Genomic DNA, 17,405 nt, shown 5'->3' with positions numbered 1-17,405 from the left:
TTCGGCGATTTTCGGAGCGCTTGCGAAGGCTTCTTCGACAATTCGCATCTGTATCGTGATCAGATGCGCTCGTTGTTGACCGAGAACTTCGCGATTATCGGCGAGTGAAAATGCCGAAAATCTCGCATTCGCCGAGTATATGTCGTGCACTTTCAAGATGCGTTCGGCGCGAGCTCGCACGACAACAGCATTCCACATCTCACCGGCGAAATGCTGCGCGCGCACAAGTTCCCGTTCCCTTCTTTCGACGAGCAAACACTGATCGCGGCTTACATCGACGAAAAGGTTGCGGATATTGACCAAGCGCGGGCGTTAATCACCTGCGAGATTGAACGTGTTCTCGAATACCGCACCCGTCTGATCGCTGACGTGGTCACCGGCAAGCTCGACGTGCGCGAGGCGGCTTTGCTCTTGCCGGACGAATCCGAGGAGTCGAAGCCACTCAACGAGGCCGATCCCGAGAGGGAAGATGTCGCGGAAGACAACCTCGACACCCTGCCGGAGGAGACGCTGGCGTGAGTAATACACCCGACGAAGCGTCGCGCGGCGGCCTGGTGCTGTACGAGACCCCGGACGGGGCGGTCCGGGTCGAGGTGCGGCTGCATGGGGACACGGTTTGGTTGACGCAGGCGCAGATGGCGGAGCTGTTTGGCCGCGAACGGTCGGTCGTGACCAAGCACGTGCAGAATGTCTTTCGCGAGGGGGAGCTGGAACAGGATGGCAATGTGCAAATTTTGCACATTGCCGGCTCCGACAAGCCGGTCGGATTCTACAGTCTGGACGTGATCATCTCGGTCGGCTACCGGGTCAAGTCGCCCCGCGGGACTCAGTTCCGCATCTGGGCCACGCGGGTGCTGCGCGATCATCTGGTTCAGGGCTATTCGGTGAATCAGGCCCGTCTGCGCGACCTCGGCCAGGCCGTGCGGCTGATCGCCGACACCGCGCAACGGCGCGACCTGGCTGCCGACGAGGCTCAGGCCCTGCTGGCGATCGTCGGCGACTACAACCGCGCCCTGAGTCTGCTCGACGATTACGACCATCAACGGGTGTCGACGCCGGGACGGCGCACCGCGGCGCCCTACGTGCTGCACGAGGAGGAGGCGCTGCGGATCGTCGAGGGGCTGCGCCGGCGGTTCGGCGAATCGGCCCTGTTCGGCGTGGAGAAGGACCAGGGGCTCGCGAGTGCGCTGGGGGCGATCAGGCAGACCTTCGGCGGCGAGGAGCTGTATCCGGGCCTGGAGGAGAAGGCGGCGCATCTGCTGGTCGGCGGGGATTGACCATGACCACCGACACGACCGAGCGCGGCCTTGAACGGCTGATCTGTGCGGCCATGACCGGCTCCCCGTGCGAGCCCGGCGCCCTGACGCCGGGTCCGCTGGACGAGCCCCACGCCGATTACGGGGTGGGCTGGATGTGCGGCAGGGCGGCGGACTACGACCGGGAATACTGCGTCGATCTGGCCCAGCTTGCGGCCTTCCTCCACGAGACGCAGCCCGAGGTCGCCGCGGCACTCGACCTGCACGAGGACGGTCCGACGCGGCGCAAGTTCCTGGCCCGCCTGCAAGGCGAGATCACACGGCGCGGCACCATCGACGTGCTGCGCCACGGGATCAAGCACGGGCCGCATCATATCGACCTCTTCTACGGCACGCCGTCACCCGGGAATGCGAGGGCCGCCGAGCGGAACAAAGCCAACCGCTTCAGCGTGACGCGCCAGCTCCGCTACAGCCGCGACGAGACCCAACTCGCTCTGGACCTGTGCCTCTTCATCAACGGCCTGCCGGTGGCCAGCTTCGAGCTGAAGAACAGCTTGACCAAGCAGACCGTCGAGGATGCCGTCCAGCAGTACAAGATCGACCGCGACCCGCGCGAGAGGCTCTTCGAGCTCGGCCGCTGCGTCGTGCATTTCGCCGTGGACGATCACGAGGTGCGCTTCTGCACCCAGCTCAAGGGCAAGGCATCCTGGTTCCTGCCCTTCAACCTGGGCTGGAACGATGGGGCCGGCAACCCACCGAACCCGAATGGCCTGAAGACCGACTATCTGTGGATGCGTGTCCTCACCCCGGCAGGGCTGACCGACATCCTGGAGAATTATGCCCAGGTGGTCGAGATCAAGGACGAGAAGACCGGCCGCAAGAAGACGGCTCAGATCTGGCCGCGATACCACCAGCTCGACGTGGTGCGCAAACTGCTGGCGGACGCGGCGCAGAACGGCGCCGGCCGGCGCTACCTGATCCAGCACTCGGCCGGCAGCGGCAAGTCGAACTCCATCGCCTGGCTGGCTCACCAGCTGATCGGGCTGGAGCAGGACGGCCTGCCGGTCTTCGACTCCATCATCGTCGTCACCGACCGACGCATCCTCGATCAGCAGATCAAGGACACCATCAAGCAGTTCGCCCAGGTCGGCGCGACCGTGGGCCACGCCCAGCACTCCGGCGACCTGCGCCGGTTCATCGAGAGCGGCAAGAAGATCATCATCTCCACGGTGCAGAAGTTCCCGTTCATCCTCGATGAGATCGGGGACGAGATCGGGACCTACGGGGGCACCGGGAACCACACGCGGCGCTTCGCCATCGTCATCGACGAGGCGCATTCCAGCCAGGGCGGAAAGACCTCCGCCGCCCTCTCGACAGCCCTCTCGGCGAAAGAGGCCGAGGAGGACGACGAGACCCCCGAGGACACGATCAACCGCCTGATGGAGGGCAAGAAGCTGCTGCCCACCGCCAGCTACTTCGCCTTTACGGCCACGCCGAAAAACAAGACGCTGGAGATCTTCGGCGAGCCCGAGCCGCAGCCGGACGGTACGGTCAAGCACCGGGCCTTCCACAGCTACACCATGAAACAGGCGATCCAGGAGGGCTTCATCCTCGACGTGCTGCGGCACTACACGCCGGTCGAGAGCTACTACAAGCTCATCAAGAAGGTGGAAGGCGACCCCGAGCTCGACACGAAGAAGGCAAACAAGAAACTCCGCCGTTATGTCGAGGGCCACGACCACGCCATCCGCCTCAAGGCCGAGATCATGGTCGACCACTTCCACGAGCAGGTCCTGGCGCTCAAGAAGATCGGCGGGCAGGCGCGGGCCATGGTAGTCACCGGCGGCGTCGAGCGGGCCATCCAATACCACCACGCCATCCGCGATTACCTGGCCGAGCGCAAGAGTCCATACCGGGGCATCGTCGCCTTCTCGGGCGAGCACGACTTCTCGCATACCGACTGGGGCGGGGCCAAGGTGACCGAGGCATCCCTCAACGGCTTTCCGTCCGGGCAGATCGCCGACAAGATCCAGGAGGACCCCTATCGCTTCCTCGTGTGCGCCGACAAGTTTCAGACCGGCTACGACGAGCCCTTGCTGCACACGATGTACGTGGACAAGCCGCTCTCCGGCATCAAGGCGGTGCAGACCCTCTCACGCCTCAACCGCGCGCACCCGCAGAAGCATGACGTCTTCGTGCTCGACTTCATGAACGACTCGGACGCCATCCAGCAGGCGTTCAGCGACTACTACCGCACCACGATCCTGGCCGAGGAGACCGACCCGGACAAGCTCCACGACCTGAAGGCCGCGCTCGACGGCTACCAGGTGTACATGGCTGCGCAGATCGAGGACCTCGTGCAGCGCTACCTGGGCGGTGCCGAGCGGGATGCGCTCGATCCGATCCTCGACGCCTGCGTGGCCGTCTACAAAGGCCAGCTCGACGAGGACGGCCAGGTCGACTTCAAAGGCAAGGCCAAGGCGTTCCTGCGGACCTACGGATTCCTCGCCGCGATCCTGCCCTACACCAACGCCGACTGGGAGAAGCTCTCGATCTTCCTCACCTTTCTCGTGCCCAAGCTGCCCGCCCCCGTGGAGGAGGACCTCGCCAAGGGCATCCTCGAAGCGATCGATATGGACAGCTACCGGGTCGAGAAGCAGGCGGCAGTGACGATTCAGCTCCCCGATGCGGACGCGGAGGTCGAGCCGGTGCCGACCGCGGGGGGCGGCCGCAAGTCCGAGCCGAGTTTGGACCGGCTCTCGAACATCCTCAAGACCTTCAACGACCAGTTCGGCAATATCCCCTGGACCGACGCCGATCGCGTCCACAAGCTCCTCACCGAAGACATCCCGAGCCGTGTGGCGGCCGACGGGGCGTACCGGAACGCCAAGAAGAGCTCGGACAAGCAGAATGCCCGCATCGAGCACGACAAGGCGCTGTGTCGCGTGATGACGGCCTTACTCCAAGACGACACGGAGCTGTTCAAGCAGTTCGCGGATAACCCGTCCTTCCGCCGTTGGCTGACCGATACCGTGTTCGGCCTGACCTACGAGGGCGCCGAAGTCTGAGTGCCTGTCCAAGGCAAGTAAGGGCGCCGGGATCGATGCGCCGATCATCGTTGGCACATCAACCCAGATCAGCTCACTGGCGATGGCGAGTGGTACGACCGGCGCCGACAGACTCGGGATAAAGAGGACGTCGACGATGTTGCCGCCGACCAAGGTGACGAGCTCTCAGGTCTCCAGCGGCCGCTCGAACTTCTCGTGGTCGAGTACCGCGACATCGGACACGAACACGGTCAGGTGATAGCCCTGGCCGATCAGTGCGTCCAGGTCATCAAGCAGGTCGGACATGCGATCCGGCGGCAGAATGACCTTCAAAAGCAGGTTCGTGTCGACCTCCAGGTTTCCCGACTGCAACCCGTCGGAGCCGGCGCCGCGAGCGCGCAGCAGGGTATAGCCGCTTGCGCCGCGGCGGCGCACCGCCGCGGCCAGACGATGCTCGAGCACGTCCGTGGTGACGACGGTGACAAGTTTTTCAGGGACAAGGCGGTGCATCTGCGTAGGCTCCTGCGGCTTTCGATAAAACAGTCTGGCGGGACACGCAGGTTGCCGTGCCCCGTGCGCCGATCAGGCCCCGCCGGCCAGCAGCAGGGACAGTTGATGATAGATCGGGATACCGAAGACGACATTGAACGGGAAGGTCACGCCGAGCGACAAGGTCAGATAAAACGACGGATTGGCCTCCGGTACCGCCAGGCGCATCGCGGGCGGAACCGCGATATAGGAGGCGCTTGCACCGAGAACCCCGACCAGCGTCGTGCCGCCGACGCCGAAACCGAGCATCAGGTGTCCGACCAGCACACCGATGACACCGCCGATCAGCGGCATCACCAGTCCGAAGGCGCCGAGGGCCAAGCCGACGCGCCGGAAGTCGCCGAAGCGCCGCCCCGCCTCGAGCCCCATCTCCAGTAGGAAGAGGCAGAGCATGCCCATAAAGATATCGGTGGTGAAGGGGTGCAGCGACTCCATCGCCTTCGGGTTGGCGATGGCCCCGATCAGCATCGACCCGATCAGGAGCACCACGCTGCCGTTCGTGAAGGCCTCGCGCAGGATCTCGCCCAGATGGGTTTTTCCCGGCTCGGTGCGAGCGGCGGTGCGGCTCGGATCCGTCTTGGCGGCGCGCCCGCGACTCCAGGCCGCCAGCAGAAGACCGACAACAATGGCCGGAGACTCCATGATCGCGAGCATGATCAACGGATAGCGCTCGTACTCGATCCCCTGGCTACCCAGGAAGGCGATCGCGGTGAGGAAGGTGCCGGCGCTGACCGAGCCGTAATGCGCGGCGATCGCGGCGGCATCGAGCGGACCGACTCGTCGCGTCGCGAGCAACAGCGCGAAGCCGATGATCGGCAGCAGGAGTCCGAGCAGCAGTGCCCAGACCACCGCGGCCAGGGCCTCGCCGAGGTCCGCATTCGCCAACTCCACGCCGCCATGCAGGCCGATCGAGACCAGCAGGTAGATGGACAGGATCTTCGCCAGATCGGGAGGGAAGCGCAGATCCGACTTGATCAGGCGCGCGATGAAGCCCAGTGCGAAGAAGAGCACGGCCGGTATCAATAGATTGGAAAACGCGGACATCGTGCCTCCAGGGTCCCGGACGGGGGCTTGGATGATGGGAGCTCAAGCGCAGCTTAGCGCCGCGGAGGCTTTGATGGTAATCGATGGTTGTGATGTCAACGATCAACGAAAGGCGATGGGTCTGCGCCGGTCTGGAGCAGGGCGCTCGGCCGGGTCTCTCATGCTGATCGGTCTAAGCTCGGATGTCGGACCCGAAGGTAAGAACAAGTCGGTTTGGTGGCCGCGCGGCTCGTACGTCGGGCGAGCCGCGCGGTAGACCTCGGACGTGAAGACCTTGACGCTCCTTGTGGTTAGGCTGCCCTTCGAGAACTCAGCGATGATACTCGCCCGAGCGCTCGGGTTGGTAGGTCACCTCTTCGATGCGGACCCTCAAGATGCCTCCGCCCGGTTTCGGCCAGTCGATCTCGTCGCCCTCGGACAGGCCCAGCAGGGCGCTGCCGACGGGGGCGAGGATCGAGATGGTCCGGCCGCTGTCATCGACATCGCTCGGGTAGACGAGCGTCAAGCAGCGCTCCTCCGCGGACGACTCGATGCGGAACTTCACGGTCGATCGCATGGTGACGACCTTCGGCGGGATATCCTTCGCATCCACCACGATCGCCCGAGAGAGCTCGGCCTCCAGGTCTGCTTTGCCGGGAAAGTCGGCCGTGTCGACGGAGTCCATGAGCCGCTCCAGCCGCTCGGCATCCGTGGTCGAAAGAATGATGTTGGGTCGCGTGCTCATGTCGTGTCCTGACTAACGGTAGGGGCGCAGATACCACCATTCGAAGCCCAGCTTCATCCAATGAAAGAGCCGTGTCGAAGGCAGTACCCAGTTGTTCTTTTCGGTGCGCGCGACCAGCATGCCCGTATCGTTGGCGTCGACGATGCAGACCAGCTCGACCTTGAAGGTCTCGCTCGGCGCGCGGCCCTGCAGCTCTCCGAGCAGGTTCTTGACGGCTGCACGGGCCTGCAGGTCCGCCATGTGGGCCTGCTTCGGCATCCAGTCCGGACCCGGAAAGCTGCCCGAATCGCCTGCGACATAGACCCGCTCGTAGCCCGCGACCCGGCAGTGTGCATCGGCCTGCAGCAGTCCTCCCGGCGAGCGCGGCAGGGCCGTGTTGTCGAACCAGCTGTTGCCGGTCATGCCGGGCATGAAAAGGATGAGGTCGGCGTCGAATTCTCCGCCTTCGGTCGTCACCTTCGTCTCCGTGAACGACTTGAGCTTGTGGCCCAGATGGGTCTCGATGCCGCGGCGCTTCATCTCGGCGAGGATGCCGTCGACCGCCTTCGGGCCGAGCCGGTTGCCGGGACGTTCCGCCGGGGTGAAGAAGTGCAGGCGGAAACGGTCCCGACGCCCTTCCTTTCGCAGTTGGCTGTCCATCCCGAAGATAAACTCGAAGATGGGGCCGCCGCGCATGGAGCTTGGCTCGTTGGGGTTGCCGGCGAATCCCATCGCGATGCTGCCGCCGTCCATCGCCTTGACGCGATCGCGGATCGCCTCGGCGGCGGCGATGCCCTCGCAGGGTGTGATGGCGTGCTCGATGCCGGGGAGTTTCTTGATGAAGCGCCCGCCGCTGCCGATGACGAGCCCGTCGTTCTCGACCGGTCCGGCGGTGGTCTCGAGCGTGCGCCCGTCCGCACTCAGTCCGGTCGCCTCACCGGCGAGATGGCGCACCCGCATGCGTTTGAAGAAGGGGCGCAGGTCGATGCGCAGATCCTCGCCGCTGCGGATGCCGCAGGGCACCCAGATCAGGCCGGGATAGTAGATGAATTCCGGCTTCGCGCTGACGAGCGTGATCTCGGCGTCGGGTGCGCTCCGTCGGATGCTTTGGACGGCCGTGAGGCCGGCGAATCCGGAACCGACGATGGTGATGCGATGCATGGATGACTCCGGTAACCCTTGGGTGGGACATTGCGATGCGTGAGATTGTACCCCGATCCGGGAGCGAGACCGGGACGAGTGGACACGGACGCGTAGGTCGGGTTAGGCGCGCCGGCACGATTTTGAATGTTGTCCGCCGAGGTCGATGCGCGCCGTAACCCGACGTTTGCGGCTCGTAGGTGCGAATTTATTCGCACAGCCCGGGCGGTTATATCGCCGAGCGCCTAGCGGCCTAAACCGACGTGTGTGCGAATAAATTCGCACCTACAGCTCTCGGGCATGCGCAGTAGGGGTGCTTATGCCCGCAAATCACCTAACGGCTCGCCTCCAGCAACGGCTCCAAGACCGGCCAGATGTTGTTGAGGATAAGGGGCTGCGCCTCGGCGGTCGGGTGCAGTCCGTCGGCCTGCATCAGATCCCAGTTCTCGGCGACCCCGGCGAGCAGATCCGGCACCAAGGGGATGGATTCGGTCTCGGCGACCTCCCGGAACATCGCTTGAAAGCCGTCGGTGTAAGCCGCACCGTAATTGGGCGGAAGACGCAAGCCGGCCACGACGACTTGACTGCCGGCGGCGCGGCTGCGCTCCACCAGCGTCTTTAGATTGTTGCGGATGACCTCGAATCCCAGCCCGCGCAAGCCGTCGTTTGCACCGAGCTCGATGAGAACGATGGCGGGTGCGTGGTCGTCGAGCAGCGCACCGAGCCGCGTCAGGCCGCCGGCTGTCGTATCGCCCGAGACACTCGCATTCACGACGCGGTAGGCCATTCCACGCTCGCGCAGACGCTCCTCGAGGAGCGACACCCAGCCGCTCTCGCGATCCAAACCATAGCTCGCACTCAGGCTGTCGCCGAGGACCAAGATGACCGGTGGGATGACCGGCGCGTCGGTCGTGGTTTTTCCGAGCGTCAGGACGGGCAACAACATACAGGTCAGCAGGAGTAGACGGATCATGTCGGGACAAAGACCTCGGGCCGTGTCGAAAGCGGTCGCAGTGGGAAAGCATGTTACGGGGCCGGCCGGCGGCTTGACCATCTTGGAGCGCCTCGACCTGGAGATCCAGGCCGGCGAGGCGGTGGCCATCCTCGGTGCATCCGGCTCGGGCAAGTCCACATTATTGGGGCTCTTGGCCGGTCTCGACAGTGCTACCTCGGGCGAGGTGTGGCTGTGCGGCCAGCGCGTCGACGATCTCGACGAGGACGGACGCGCGGCGCTGCGCAGCGGGCGAGTCGGCTTCGTCTTCCAGAACTTCCAGCTCCTGCCGACCCTGACCGCGCGCGAGAACGTGCTGCTTCCGCTCGAGCTGACCGGGACGCGCGACGCCGCGCGCCGCGCCGACGAGGCCCTGGATCGGGTCGGTCTGACCCCGCGTGCCCGACACTACCCGCGCCAGCTCTCGGGCGGGGAGCAGCAGCGTGTCGCCATCGCTCGGGCCTACGCCCCGCGTCCCGAGGTGCTGTTCGCCGACGAGCCGACCGGGAACCTGGACCAGGTCACCGGTGAGCACATCATCGATCTCCTTCTGGATCTGCGCAGCGACGCCGGAGCGGCACTGGTGCTGGTCACCCATGACGCGCGTCTGGCCGAGCGCTGCGATCGGCGTCTGCACATGACCGCCGGCCACCTGGAGCAAGGCTCGTGAAGACCTGGCGGATCACCCTGCGACTGCTGGGTCAGGACTGGCGCAGCGGCGAGCTCTATCTGCTCGCCTCGGCCCTGATCCTGACCGTTGCCGCCATCACGGCGGTGGGCTTCTTTAGCGATCGTGTCGAAAGCGCCATGGCCCGTCAGGGCGGGGAGCTGATCGCGGCGGATCTCGCCCTGGAGTCGGCCACCCAGCTGCCGGCCGACTACCGGGAGCAGGCGGAACGCTTGGGTCTGACCACCGCCGGGATCGTCGAGTTTCGCAGTGTCGTGGTCGGCGAGGGCGGGCCGCAGCTCGTTCAGGTGAAGGCCGTCGACACCGCTTATCCCTTGCGCGGGCAATTGAGCGTCCGCGATGCCTTCGACGCGCCGGATCGCGAGGTCGAGACGGGACCGCCGCCCGGCGAGGTCTGGGTGGAGTCGCGTCTCCTGCCGTTACTCGGTGCGGCGCTCGGCGACGAGGTCGGTCTCGGCGAGTCGCGTCTGCGCATGGGCGCCATCCTGAGCAACGAGCCTGACCGCGGCGGTGCGCTCTTTGCGCTGGCCCCGCGGGTCATGCTGAGCCAGTCGGATCTCGCGGCGACCGGACTGATCACCGAGGCGAGCCGGGCCGAGCATCGCCTTCTGGTCGCCGGCGAGGCTGCGGCCGTCGAGCGCTTCAAAAGGGCCATCGAGGCGGGTCTGCCGGTCAATATCGATCTGATCGACGGCAGCACCGCCCGACCCGAATTCGAATCCGCGGTCGATCGTGCCTCGCGTTTCCTGCATCTGGCGACACTCGTCACCTTGCTGGTCGCCGGGGCCGCCATCGCGCTGGCCAGCCGTCGCTTCGTCGAGCGCCAGACCGATGCCGTCGCCGTGATGCGCTGTCTGGGTGCCCCCAATCACCTGCTGATGCGGGTCTTCATAATGCGCCTGGTGCTCTTCGGTCTGATCGCCAGTCTGGTGGGCTGTCTGCTCGGTTGGCTGGGACAGCTCGGGCTGATGGGCCTGCTCTCCGAGTGGTTCGCGACGGACCTGCCGACGCCCTCGCTAGCGCCTGTCGTCGTCGGCGTGGCGACGGGTCTGGTCGCGCTCTTGGGCTTCGCGCTGCCGCCCCTGTTTCAACTGGCGCAGGTCTCGCCGTTGCGTGCGCTGCGTCGCGATCTGGGTGCTCCGCGTGGCTCGGCGATCCTGACGGTGGTCGGTGCCGCATCGGCCCTGGCCCTTCTGATCGTCTGGCAGGCGGATGATTTCCAATTGGCCTGGAAGCTGATGGCCGGCGTGCTCGGCGTGGTGGCGAGCTTGGTCATCACGGTGCTCGTGCTGGTGCGTCTTGCCGGCGGGCTCGCCGGGCGTGCGCGCGGGGTCTGGCGACTCGGGCTTGCGGCCCTGGCGCGGCGACCCTCCGCAGCCGTCCTGCAGATCTCCGGCATGGGGCTCGGCATCCTCGCCTTGCTGCTGCTGGCCGTGGTGCGCGTCGATCTCCTCGCGGCCTGGCAGGAGACCTTGCCCGAAGGTGCGCCGAATCACTTCCTGATCAACATCCAGCCGCAGGATGTCGAGCCGCTTGGCCAGTTCCTGCGCGAGGGGGGGCTGGGCGAGTCGGCCATCTACCCGATGATCCGCGGCCGGCTGGTGCGGATCAACGACCGCGAGATCGTCCCGTCCGAGTACGAGAATCCGCGGGCCGAGCAGCTCGCCTCGCGCGAGTTCAACCTGAGCCAGGGCGCGGAGCTGCAATCGGACAACCGCATCGTCGCCGGCGCTTGGTGGTCGGGCGCGGATGCGCCTCCCGAGTTTTCGGTCGAGGAGGGCATCGCCGAGACGCTCGGTATCGCCTTGGGCGACGAGATCGCCTTCCTGGTCTCCGGGCGCGAGGTGAGTGCGCCTGTCACGAGCCTGCGCGAGGTCCAGTGGGACAGCTTCAACGTCAACTTCTTCGTGATCTCCTCTCCCGCGCTCCTCGGGTCCGAGCCCGCGACCTACATCACCAGCTTCTATCTGCCCGAGGATCGGGAGACCTTGATGCCGGAGTTGGTCAAGCGCTTCCCGAGCGTGACTTTGCTCGACGTCGACGCCTTGCTGACGCAGGTTCGGCAGGTGGTCGACCGCGGCGTGATGGCGGTGGAATATGTCTTTCTCTTCACGCTCGCGGCCGGGATCCTGGTCATGTACGCCGGCATCCAAGCCAGCCTGGAAGAGCGCCGACTCGAGCACGGCATCCTGCGCACCCTGGGCACCGGACGCCGAGCGCTGCTGACCAGTCTCGCCATGGAGTTCACCGCGGCCGGCATCCTCGCGGGCGCGCTCGCCTCCGTCTTCGCCGAGCTGACCGGCTGGTTGCTGGCCGAGCAGCTCTTCGGCCTCACCTTCAGCTTCAATCCGATGCTCTGGCTGATCGGCGTCTTCGGCTCCGGGGCACTGATCGGAATCGCCGGGACCTTGGCGACCTATCCGTTGTTGATTCGCCCGCCGTTGCAGACGCTGCGGCAGGCGGGCTGAGTCTCGGCGGGCGGTGCTCGAGGTGTGCACGATTCCCGACGGGCGGTGTTGGTTTCTTTTCGCTTTCGTCTACGCTTTTAGTATGGTATGGCTCAGGCCATTCCCGTAGTGCGAATCGAACGAGAGGATCAACAGAGAGGAGCCGCATCCATGTCCCAGAACATCGTGTTGCCGGTGGCGTTTGCCGTAACCCTGATCCCGCTTTCGCCCTTGGCTTGGTCGACGGATCGCCCCGATATGGAGGGCGAGCAGTTGTTCATCTACCACGGCTGTGTGAACTGCCACGGTACTGCGGGGAGGGATCCCAGCAGTAAGCTGGTCCCCAAAATCGGCGGTCTGGAGGCCGACGAGATCCTGAATAAGGCCCAGAAAATCCTGCGTGGCGAGGGCGAGACGGAGGAGGCGAAACTGATGCATTCGGCCGTTGCCTACAGTCAGTCCTGCGACGCGCCGCCGAGCCCGCCCGAGCTCCAGAAGATTGCGACCTGGCTGGCTCTCCAGAAGTGACCCCCCGCGCAAGGTGTTCGAGACCCCGATTGCGGGTTTGCCGCCTTGCATCGACATTCGTGCTCTGCTGTTTCGGTGCGGACGCGGTACCGGCCGCATCCCCCGAACGGCAGATGTTGGCCGGGAACTGCAACGGCTGCCACGGCCTGAACGGGGTCAGCGCGGGACCGGCCTCTCCGAGCTTCGCCGGCTTCGACCGCCAATTCCTGATTCGCGTCCTGCAGGAATTCCGCAGCGGCGAGCGGGCTTCCACCATCATGGATCGCATCATGACGGGCTACACCGACCGGCAGATCCGCCAGTTGGCCAGCCACTACGCCGAGCAGGCTTGGCAAAGCGCCGCGCTCCCCCTGGACACCGCCGTTCTCGCGCAGGGCGAGCGTCTGCATGAGGACGCTTGTGCGGAGTGTCACGAAGAACGGGGGCGATTCCAGGACCGAGACATTCCTCGGATCGCTGGCCAATGGCCCGATTACCTGGTGTTTCAGCTCCTGACCTATCGGGATCTACCCGAGTCGATCCCGCAGCCGAGCAAGATGCGCGAGGCGTTGGTCGGACTCTCGGATGCCGATCTGTACGCCCTGGGTCAGTTCTACGCGAGTCAGAGGTAGGTCACGCGCAACAGTTGAATGCCCGCCGCCGCGAGCGCTCGCCCCCCGAGAAGATCAGCACGCTTTCGATCATCGCCGAGCAAGCACAAAAAAGGCGGGTCTCCCCGCCTTTTTCGTTCGCCCGAATCGGGGTCAGGCCTTGACCCAGTCCCCGAAATTGTCGGTGTTCTTCTCTTCGCCGTCGCCGTAGCCGGCCTCGTAGGCCTCGGTGAGGCGCTGCTCTTCGCGCTTCGGATTCTGGAGGAAACCGCACTGCCAGCCTTGGATGTACTCGTCGTCGACACCGAGTTGTTCCATTTTGGTTACGGCGTCGTAATAGAACTGGTTCATGTCCGCTCTCCGGGCTCTTATCGTTGACGAAGGGTCGGCTTGGGAACGCCTGCCTTCGGAAATCTTGATCTTATTGGCGACGTGGATTCGGGTGCGTCGACCCGGATCCTCGGGTCCTCTCTCGAGTCTCGTAAGGAGCCTTGCCCGCACGACTCGCAGGGTCATGAGGGGGCGAGAAGGGCTATAAGAATACAGCGTTTTTCTTATGTGTGACAAGGCGATCACGCACCCGGTCGGGCACGGATTGTACCCCGGCGAGGTGTCGACTTGTGAAGCCGAGCGCCAAAACCCACTCTCATGCCAACCCAGTTGCGATGACGACCTGATATCGCGCCCATATCCGGCCACTCTCGGGCGGCCATCGCCCCGGGCCTCGCGGATGAGGTACCTTCGCACCAGACCCAAGAGCCAGACCCAAGAGGAAGACGACCCGCTATGCGTCCAGCCCAGTTGCTCCGTGTCCTCGACCGCGAGTTTTCCAGTACCGCGGAAGGTCACCATACCCCTGTCATGCTCTGGGGCCCTCCGGGCGTCGGAAAGTCGCAAATGGTCGCGCAGATCGCCGAGCGCCATCGGGTGCCCATGATCGATATCCGCCTCTCGCAGATGGAGCCGAGCGATCTGCGCGGGATCCCGTTCCGCGCAGGGGACCGGGTGGAGTGGGCGATTCCCGCCATCCTGCCGGATGCCGAGCGCCATGCGCCGGCCGGGATCCTCTTTCTCGACGAGATCACCTCGGCGCCTCCGGCGGTGTCCGCGGCGGCCTATCAGCTGATCCTGGATCGCCGACTCGGCGAGTATCGCGTCCCCGACCGGTGGGCGATCTTCGCGGCCGGCAATCGCCAAGGCGATCGCGGCGTGACCTACAGCATGCCCGCGCCGCTGGCCAATCGCTTCTCGCACTTCGAGGTCGAGACCCATCTGGACGACTGGGTCGCCTGGGCCTACGCGCAGGGCATCGACGAGCGTGTCATCGGCTTTCTGCGTTTCCGTCCGGAGCTGTTGTTCGATTTCGACCCGGCCCACAACCCGGTCGCCTTCCCCTCGCCGCGATCCTGGGAGTTTGCGCACCGCTGTCTGAAGAAGTTCGAGGACATCCCCGAGCTGCTGCAGGGCACCTTGCAGGGCTGTGTCGGGCCGGCGGCGGGAATCGAGGTCGCCGCCTTCGTCGACAGCCTGGATCAGATGCCCGATCTGGATGCCATCCTCGCGGGCGAGGTCGTGCCCGTGCCGCGCGAGATCGATCTCCAATATGCCGTCGCCGCAGCCTTGGTCGGCCGTGCCATCCGCGCGCAGGCGGAGCCGGACAAGGACCGGGTGATCGGCAACATCCTCGCCTACGCGGGTCGTTTTCCGCAGCGCGAGATGGGTGTCATGTTGGTGTCCGATCTGCATCGGGCGGTCGGCAACAGCCTCTTCGAGGTGCCTGCCTTCGCCGATTGGGCCGCGGTCGTTGCCGACGTGATGCTTTATGAGTAGCGGTGTCGGCAGTGCGGGCGGTGCGGCGGTATCCGATGCCGAGCGGCGTGTGATCGAGACCAAGCTCGCGGCGGCCCGCACGCGCTTGATCCTGGACAAGCCCTTTCTCGGGGCCTTGGTGCTGCGCCTGCCCATGCATGCGTCGAACCCCGAGTGGTGCCCGACGACGGCGACCGATGCGCGTGCCTTCTACTACAACCCCGAGTACATCGCGAGCCTGAGCCTCGACCAGACGCAATTCATGCTCGCGCACGAGGCCCTGCACTGTGCGCTGTCGCATTTCGCGCGGCGACAGCATCGCATCAAGCACAAGTGGGATCTCGCCTGCGATTACGCGATCAATCCGCTCTTGATCGACGAGGGGCTGACGCCCCCGCCGAACGCCTTGGTGATGCCGCCCTACAAGGGCATGACCGCCGAGGAGATCTACCCGCTCATCGACGACAACGATGAGTCCGAGACCCTGGACAAGCACGCCTACGATCGCGAGAACCAGCAGGGCGGCAGCCGGTCCGGCATGAGCGAGAAGGATCTCGATCGCCAGCCCGAGCAGCCGCAATCGCAACAGGGCGAGTCCGAAGAAGGGCAGGGGGCGAACCGCTCGGCGCAACCCGATCAATCCGACGGGGCCGACGGCGGCACCGGGCAATCCCGGCCCGAACCCGATCCCCTGACCCCGGACGAGCAGGAGACGCTCTCGGTGCAATGGCAGCAGCGTCTTGCCGGGGCCGCTCAGCAGGCGCAGCAGGCCGGCAAGCTCGGCCGCGAGATGGCGCGCATGATCGACCATCTTCTGCAGCCGCGCCTGCCCTGGCGGATGCTGCTGGCCCGCTACATGACGGCCGTCTCGCGCGAGGATTACAGCTACGCGCGCCCGTCACGCCGCGACGGCGACTTCATCAGGCCGAGTCTGCGTGCCCAGCAGACCGACCTGGTGGTCGCCGTCGATACCTCGGGCTCGATCAAGGCGGCGGAGCTGGATGAGTTCATCGGCGAGATCGACGCGCTCAAGGGCCAGGTGCGCGCCCGGGTGACCCTCTTGCCCTGCGATGCGGCCTTGTGTGAAGGTGCACCCTTTCGGTTCGAGCCTTGGGAGAACCTCCGGTTGCCCGAGGCGATCGGCGGCGGCGGGGGTACCAGCTTCCGACCGGTCTTTCAGTGGATCGATCGCGAGGGCATCCGCCCGGATCTGCTCGTCTACTTTACCGATGGCGAAGGCGAGTTTCCTCCGATCGAGCCGGCGTTTCCGGTGATCTGGCTGGTCAAGGGGCGGGGCAAGGTGCCTTGGGGGCAGCGCATTCAGCTCAACTGAACCGCGTCCGGAGGACTATGGGCTGTTTCGAGATGGTTTTGGCGATGGGCGGGATCAACGGCCTCGGTGCGACGCGGTTCAGATGGGCGATTGCCTTCGGAGGGCTTGCCCGCAACGAGCGTCGCGGATCACGATGACGTGTTTGGCCGTCGAAACCGTAAAGGGTCGCTCGCGGCGCGCGCTTTGAGGAACTACGAGGGGCGCATTGCGTCTCACCAAACCATGATGATCCGGATGTTTATCGGTCGATGTCGGCGGTTGGCGCTGGGCGTGCTTGCGTTCTCGGCGGTGGTGTCCACGACGATATCGTCGCCGGTGTCGGCCGATGCCTACAGTCTTCCCGATATGGGCAGCTCCTCGGACAGCATGATGACCCGGACCGCCGAGGTGCGGCTCGGCAGGCTCTTCATGCGCAGCGTGCGTAAGGCCCTTCCCGTGATGGACGATCCGCTCGCCACCAGCTATATCGAGTCCTTGGGTACCGCCTTGGTCGAGGCCGATCCGACCGCCGGGGGCAGCTTTACCTTTTTCCTGATCGACGAGCCCGTGATCAATGCCTTCGCGGGGCCGGGCGGCTACATCGGCGTCTACGGCGGTCTGGTCTTGGCGGCGGAGACCGAGAGCGAGCTCGCGGCCGTCATGGCGCACGAGATCGCCCATGTCACTCAGCGCCATCTGATGCGCTCGTTCGAGGACCAGAGCAAGCTCAGTCTGCCGACCATGGCCTTGCTCGTTGCCGCGGCTGTTCTCGGCGCCCAAGTCTCGCCGGATGCCGGGGCCGCGGCCATCGCGGGCGTGCAGGCCGCCGCGCTCCAGCGCCGGATCAACTTTACCCGCGACAACGAGAAGGAGGCGGATCGCATCGGGATCCAGACGCTGGCCGGTGCCGGTCACGATCCCTTCGCGATGGCCGGCTTTTTCGAGCGGCTCGCCAAGGCCACGCGCGTCTACGAGTCCAACGCCCCGGAGTTCCTGCGGACGCACCCGGTGACTGCCGATCGGATCTCGGACTCGCTCGGGCGTGCCGAGAGCTTCGGCGTGCGTCAGCGCCCGGATAGCCTGCGGTTTCAGCTCACGCGCGCCAAGCTGCGCGAGCGCTCCTATCGGCGCGCCGAGCAGTCCGTCGCGCATTTCGAGGACACCTTGAAGGGCGGGCGTTTTCGCGAAGAGATTGCCGAGCGTTACGGCTATGCCCTCGCGCTGCAGCGCGCGCGACGGTTCAGCGAGGCAAAGCGCGAGAGCGACAAGCTGATCGCGGCCCATCCGAGCCAGGCCGAATT

At 65.4% G+C, this 17,405-nt stretch carries 16 protein-coding genes; 10 read left to right on the top strand and 6 right to left on the bottom strand.

Translation table 11 applies throughout. The features are described from left to right. Nucleotides 1-144: 144 nt before the first annotated feature. From VLR48_RS06210 to VLR48_RS06200, 3 genes are read left to right on the top strand one after another with little or no spacing between them, the layout of a single operon-like run. Entirely contained in the window at nucleotides 145-519 is a 375-nt protein-coding gene (locus tag VLR48_RS06210) for a hypothetical protein (RefSeq protein WP_325290944.1), read from the top strand. Continuing rightward, nucleotides 516-1,277, top strand: a complete 762-nt coding sequence (gene rhuM / locus VLR48_RS06205; protein WP_325290943.1) for a RhuM family protein — start codon at nucleotides 516-518, stop codon at nucleotides 1,275-1,277. The genes VLR48_RS06210 and rhuM overlap by 4 nt, the downstream gene beginning before the upstream one ends. A 2-nt stretch (nucleotides 1,278-1,279) precedes the next feature. Continuing rightward, nucleotides 1,280-4,324 carry a type I restriction endonuclease subunit R gene (locus VLR48_RS06200; protein ID WP_325290942.1) on the top strand — a complete coding sequence of 1,015 codons (3,045 nt, stop codon included), beginning with the start codon at nucleotides 1,280-1,282 and terminating at the stop codon, nucleotides 4,322-4,324. 165 nt (nucleotides 4,325-4,489) lie between these two features. Here VLR48_RS06200 and VLR48_RS06195 read toward each other — a convergent pair whose 3' ends face one another. From VLR48_RS06195 to VLR48_RS06175, 5 genes are all read right to left on the bottom strand, one after another. Then, on the bottom strand, nucleotides 4,490-4,813 hold the full coding sequence (locus VLR48_RS06195; RefSeq protein ID WP_325290941.1) for a P-II family nitrogen regulator: 324 nt from the start codon (nucleotides 4,811-4,813) through the stop codon (nucleotides 4,490-4,492). Nucleotides 4,814-4,885: 72 nt separating this feature from the next. Continuing rightward, the gene (locus VLR48_RS06190) at nucleotides 4,886-5,896 is read right to left on the bottom strand and encodes a sodium-dependent bicarbonate transport family permease (protein WP_325290940.1); all 1,011 of its coding nucleotides are present in this window, start codon (nucleotides 5,894-5,896) and stop codon (nucleotides 4,886-4,888) included. Between the two features lie 310 nt (nucleotides 5,897-6,206). Continuing rightward, nucleotides 6,207-6,620, bottom strand: a complete 414-nt coding sequence (gene rnk / locus VLR48_RS06185; RefSeq protein ID WP_325290939.1) for a nucleoside diphosphate kinase regulator — start codon at nucleotides 6,618-6,620, stop codon at nucleotides 6,207-6,209. Between the two features lie 12 nt (nucleotides 6,621-6,632). Beyond that, the gene (locus VLR48_RS06180) at nucleotides 6,633-7,760 is read right to left on the bottom strand and encodes an NAD(P)/FAD-dependent oxidoreductase (RefSeq protein ID WP_325290938.1); all 1,128 of its coding nucleotides are present in this window, start codon (nucleotides 7,758-7,760) and stop codon (nucleotides 6,633-6,635) included. Between the two features lie 313 nt (nucleotides 7,761-8,073). Beyond that, on the bottom strand, nucleotides 8,074-8,712 hold the full coding sequence (locus VLR48_RS06175; protein ID WP_325290937.1) for an arylesterase: 639 nt from the start codon (nucleotides 8,710-8,712) through the stop codon (nucleotides 8,074-8,076). Between VLR48_RS06175 and VLR48_RS06170 the strand changes: the two genes are divergently transcribed. From VLR48_RS06170 to VLR48_RS06155, 4 genes are all read left to right on the top strand, one after another. Continuing rightward, nucleotides 8,711-9,400, top strand: a complete 690-nt coding sequence (locus tag VLR48_RS06170) for an ABC transporter ATP-binding protein (RefSeq protein ID WP_325290936.1) — start codon at nucleotides 8,711-8,713, stop codon at nucleotides 9,398-9,400. The two genes, VLR48_RS06175 and VLR48_RS06170, sit on opposite strands and share 2 nt — an antisense overlap. Further along, the gene (locus tag VLR48_RS06165; protein WP_325290935.1) at nucleotides 9,397-11,886 is read left to right on the top strand and encodes an ABC transporter permease; all 2,490 of its coding nucleotides are present in this window, start codon (nucleotides 9,397-9,399) and stop codon (nucleotides 11,884-11,886) included. The genes VLR48_RS06170 and VLR48_RS06165 overlap by 4 nt, the downstream gene beginning before the upstream one ends. A 150-nt stretch (nucleotides 11,887-12,036) precedes the next feature. Further along, the gene (locus tag VLR48_RS06160) at nucleotides 12,037-12,393 is read left to right on the top strand and encodes a hypothetical protein (protein WP_325290934.1); all 357 of its coding nucleotides are present in this window, start codon (nucleotides 12,037-12,039) and stop codon (nucleotides 12,391-12,393) included. A 113-nt stretch (nucleotides 12,394-12,506) separates the two neighbouring features. Beyond that, a complete protein-coding gene (locus tag VLR48_RS06155) occupies nucleotides 12,507-13,004 on the top strand; it encodes a cytochrome c, class I (RefSeq protein ID WP_325290933.1) in 498 nt (165 codons plus the stop codon). 132 nt (nucleotides 13,005-13,136) lie between these two features. On the opposite strand, the gene VLR48_RS06150 is transcribed toward VLR48_RS06155, so the two are convergent. Next, nucleotides 13,137-13,334 (bottom strand): Alvin_2107 family globule sulfur oxidation protein, encoded by a 198-nt coding sequence (locus tag VLR48_RS06150; RefSeq protein ID WP_093031698.1) that lies wholly within the window; start codon nucleotides 13,332-13,334, stop codon nucleotides 13,137-13,139. A gap of 435 nt (nucleotides 13,335-13,769) precedes the next feature. On the opposite strand from VLR48_RS06150, the gene VLR48_RS06145 reads away from it, so the two are divergent. From VLR48_RS06145 to VLR48_RS06135, 3 genes are all read left to right on the top strand, one after another. Next, entirely contained in the window at nucleotides 13,770-14,813 is a 1,044-nt protein-coding gene (locus tag VLR48_RS06145) for an AAA family ATPase (RefSeq protein WP_325290932.1), read from the top strand. Further along, entirely contained in the window at nucleotides 14,806-16,125 is a 1,320-nt protein-coding gene (locus VLR48_RS06140) for a DUF2201 family putative metallopeptidase (RefSeq protein ID WP_325290931.1), read from the top strand. The genes VLR48_RS06145 and VLR48_RS06140 overlap by 8 nt, the downstream gene beginning before the upstream one ends. A 315-nt stretch (nucleotides 16,126-16,440) precedes the next feature. Then, a partial coding sequence (locus tag VLR48_RS06135; protein WP_325290930.1) for a M48 family metalloprotease occupies nucleotides 16,441-17,405 on the top strand: 965 nt, incomplete at its 3' end.

It is taken from the genome of Thiocapsa sp., assembly GCF_035467215.1.
GTDB lineage: Bacteria > Pseudomonadota > Gammaproteobacteria > Chromatiales > Chromatiaceae > Thiocapsa.
The sequence above is the reverse complement of the archived record's forward strand: the minus strand, read 5'-3'. Positions and strand labels throughout refer to the sequence as shown.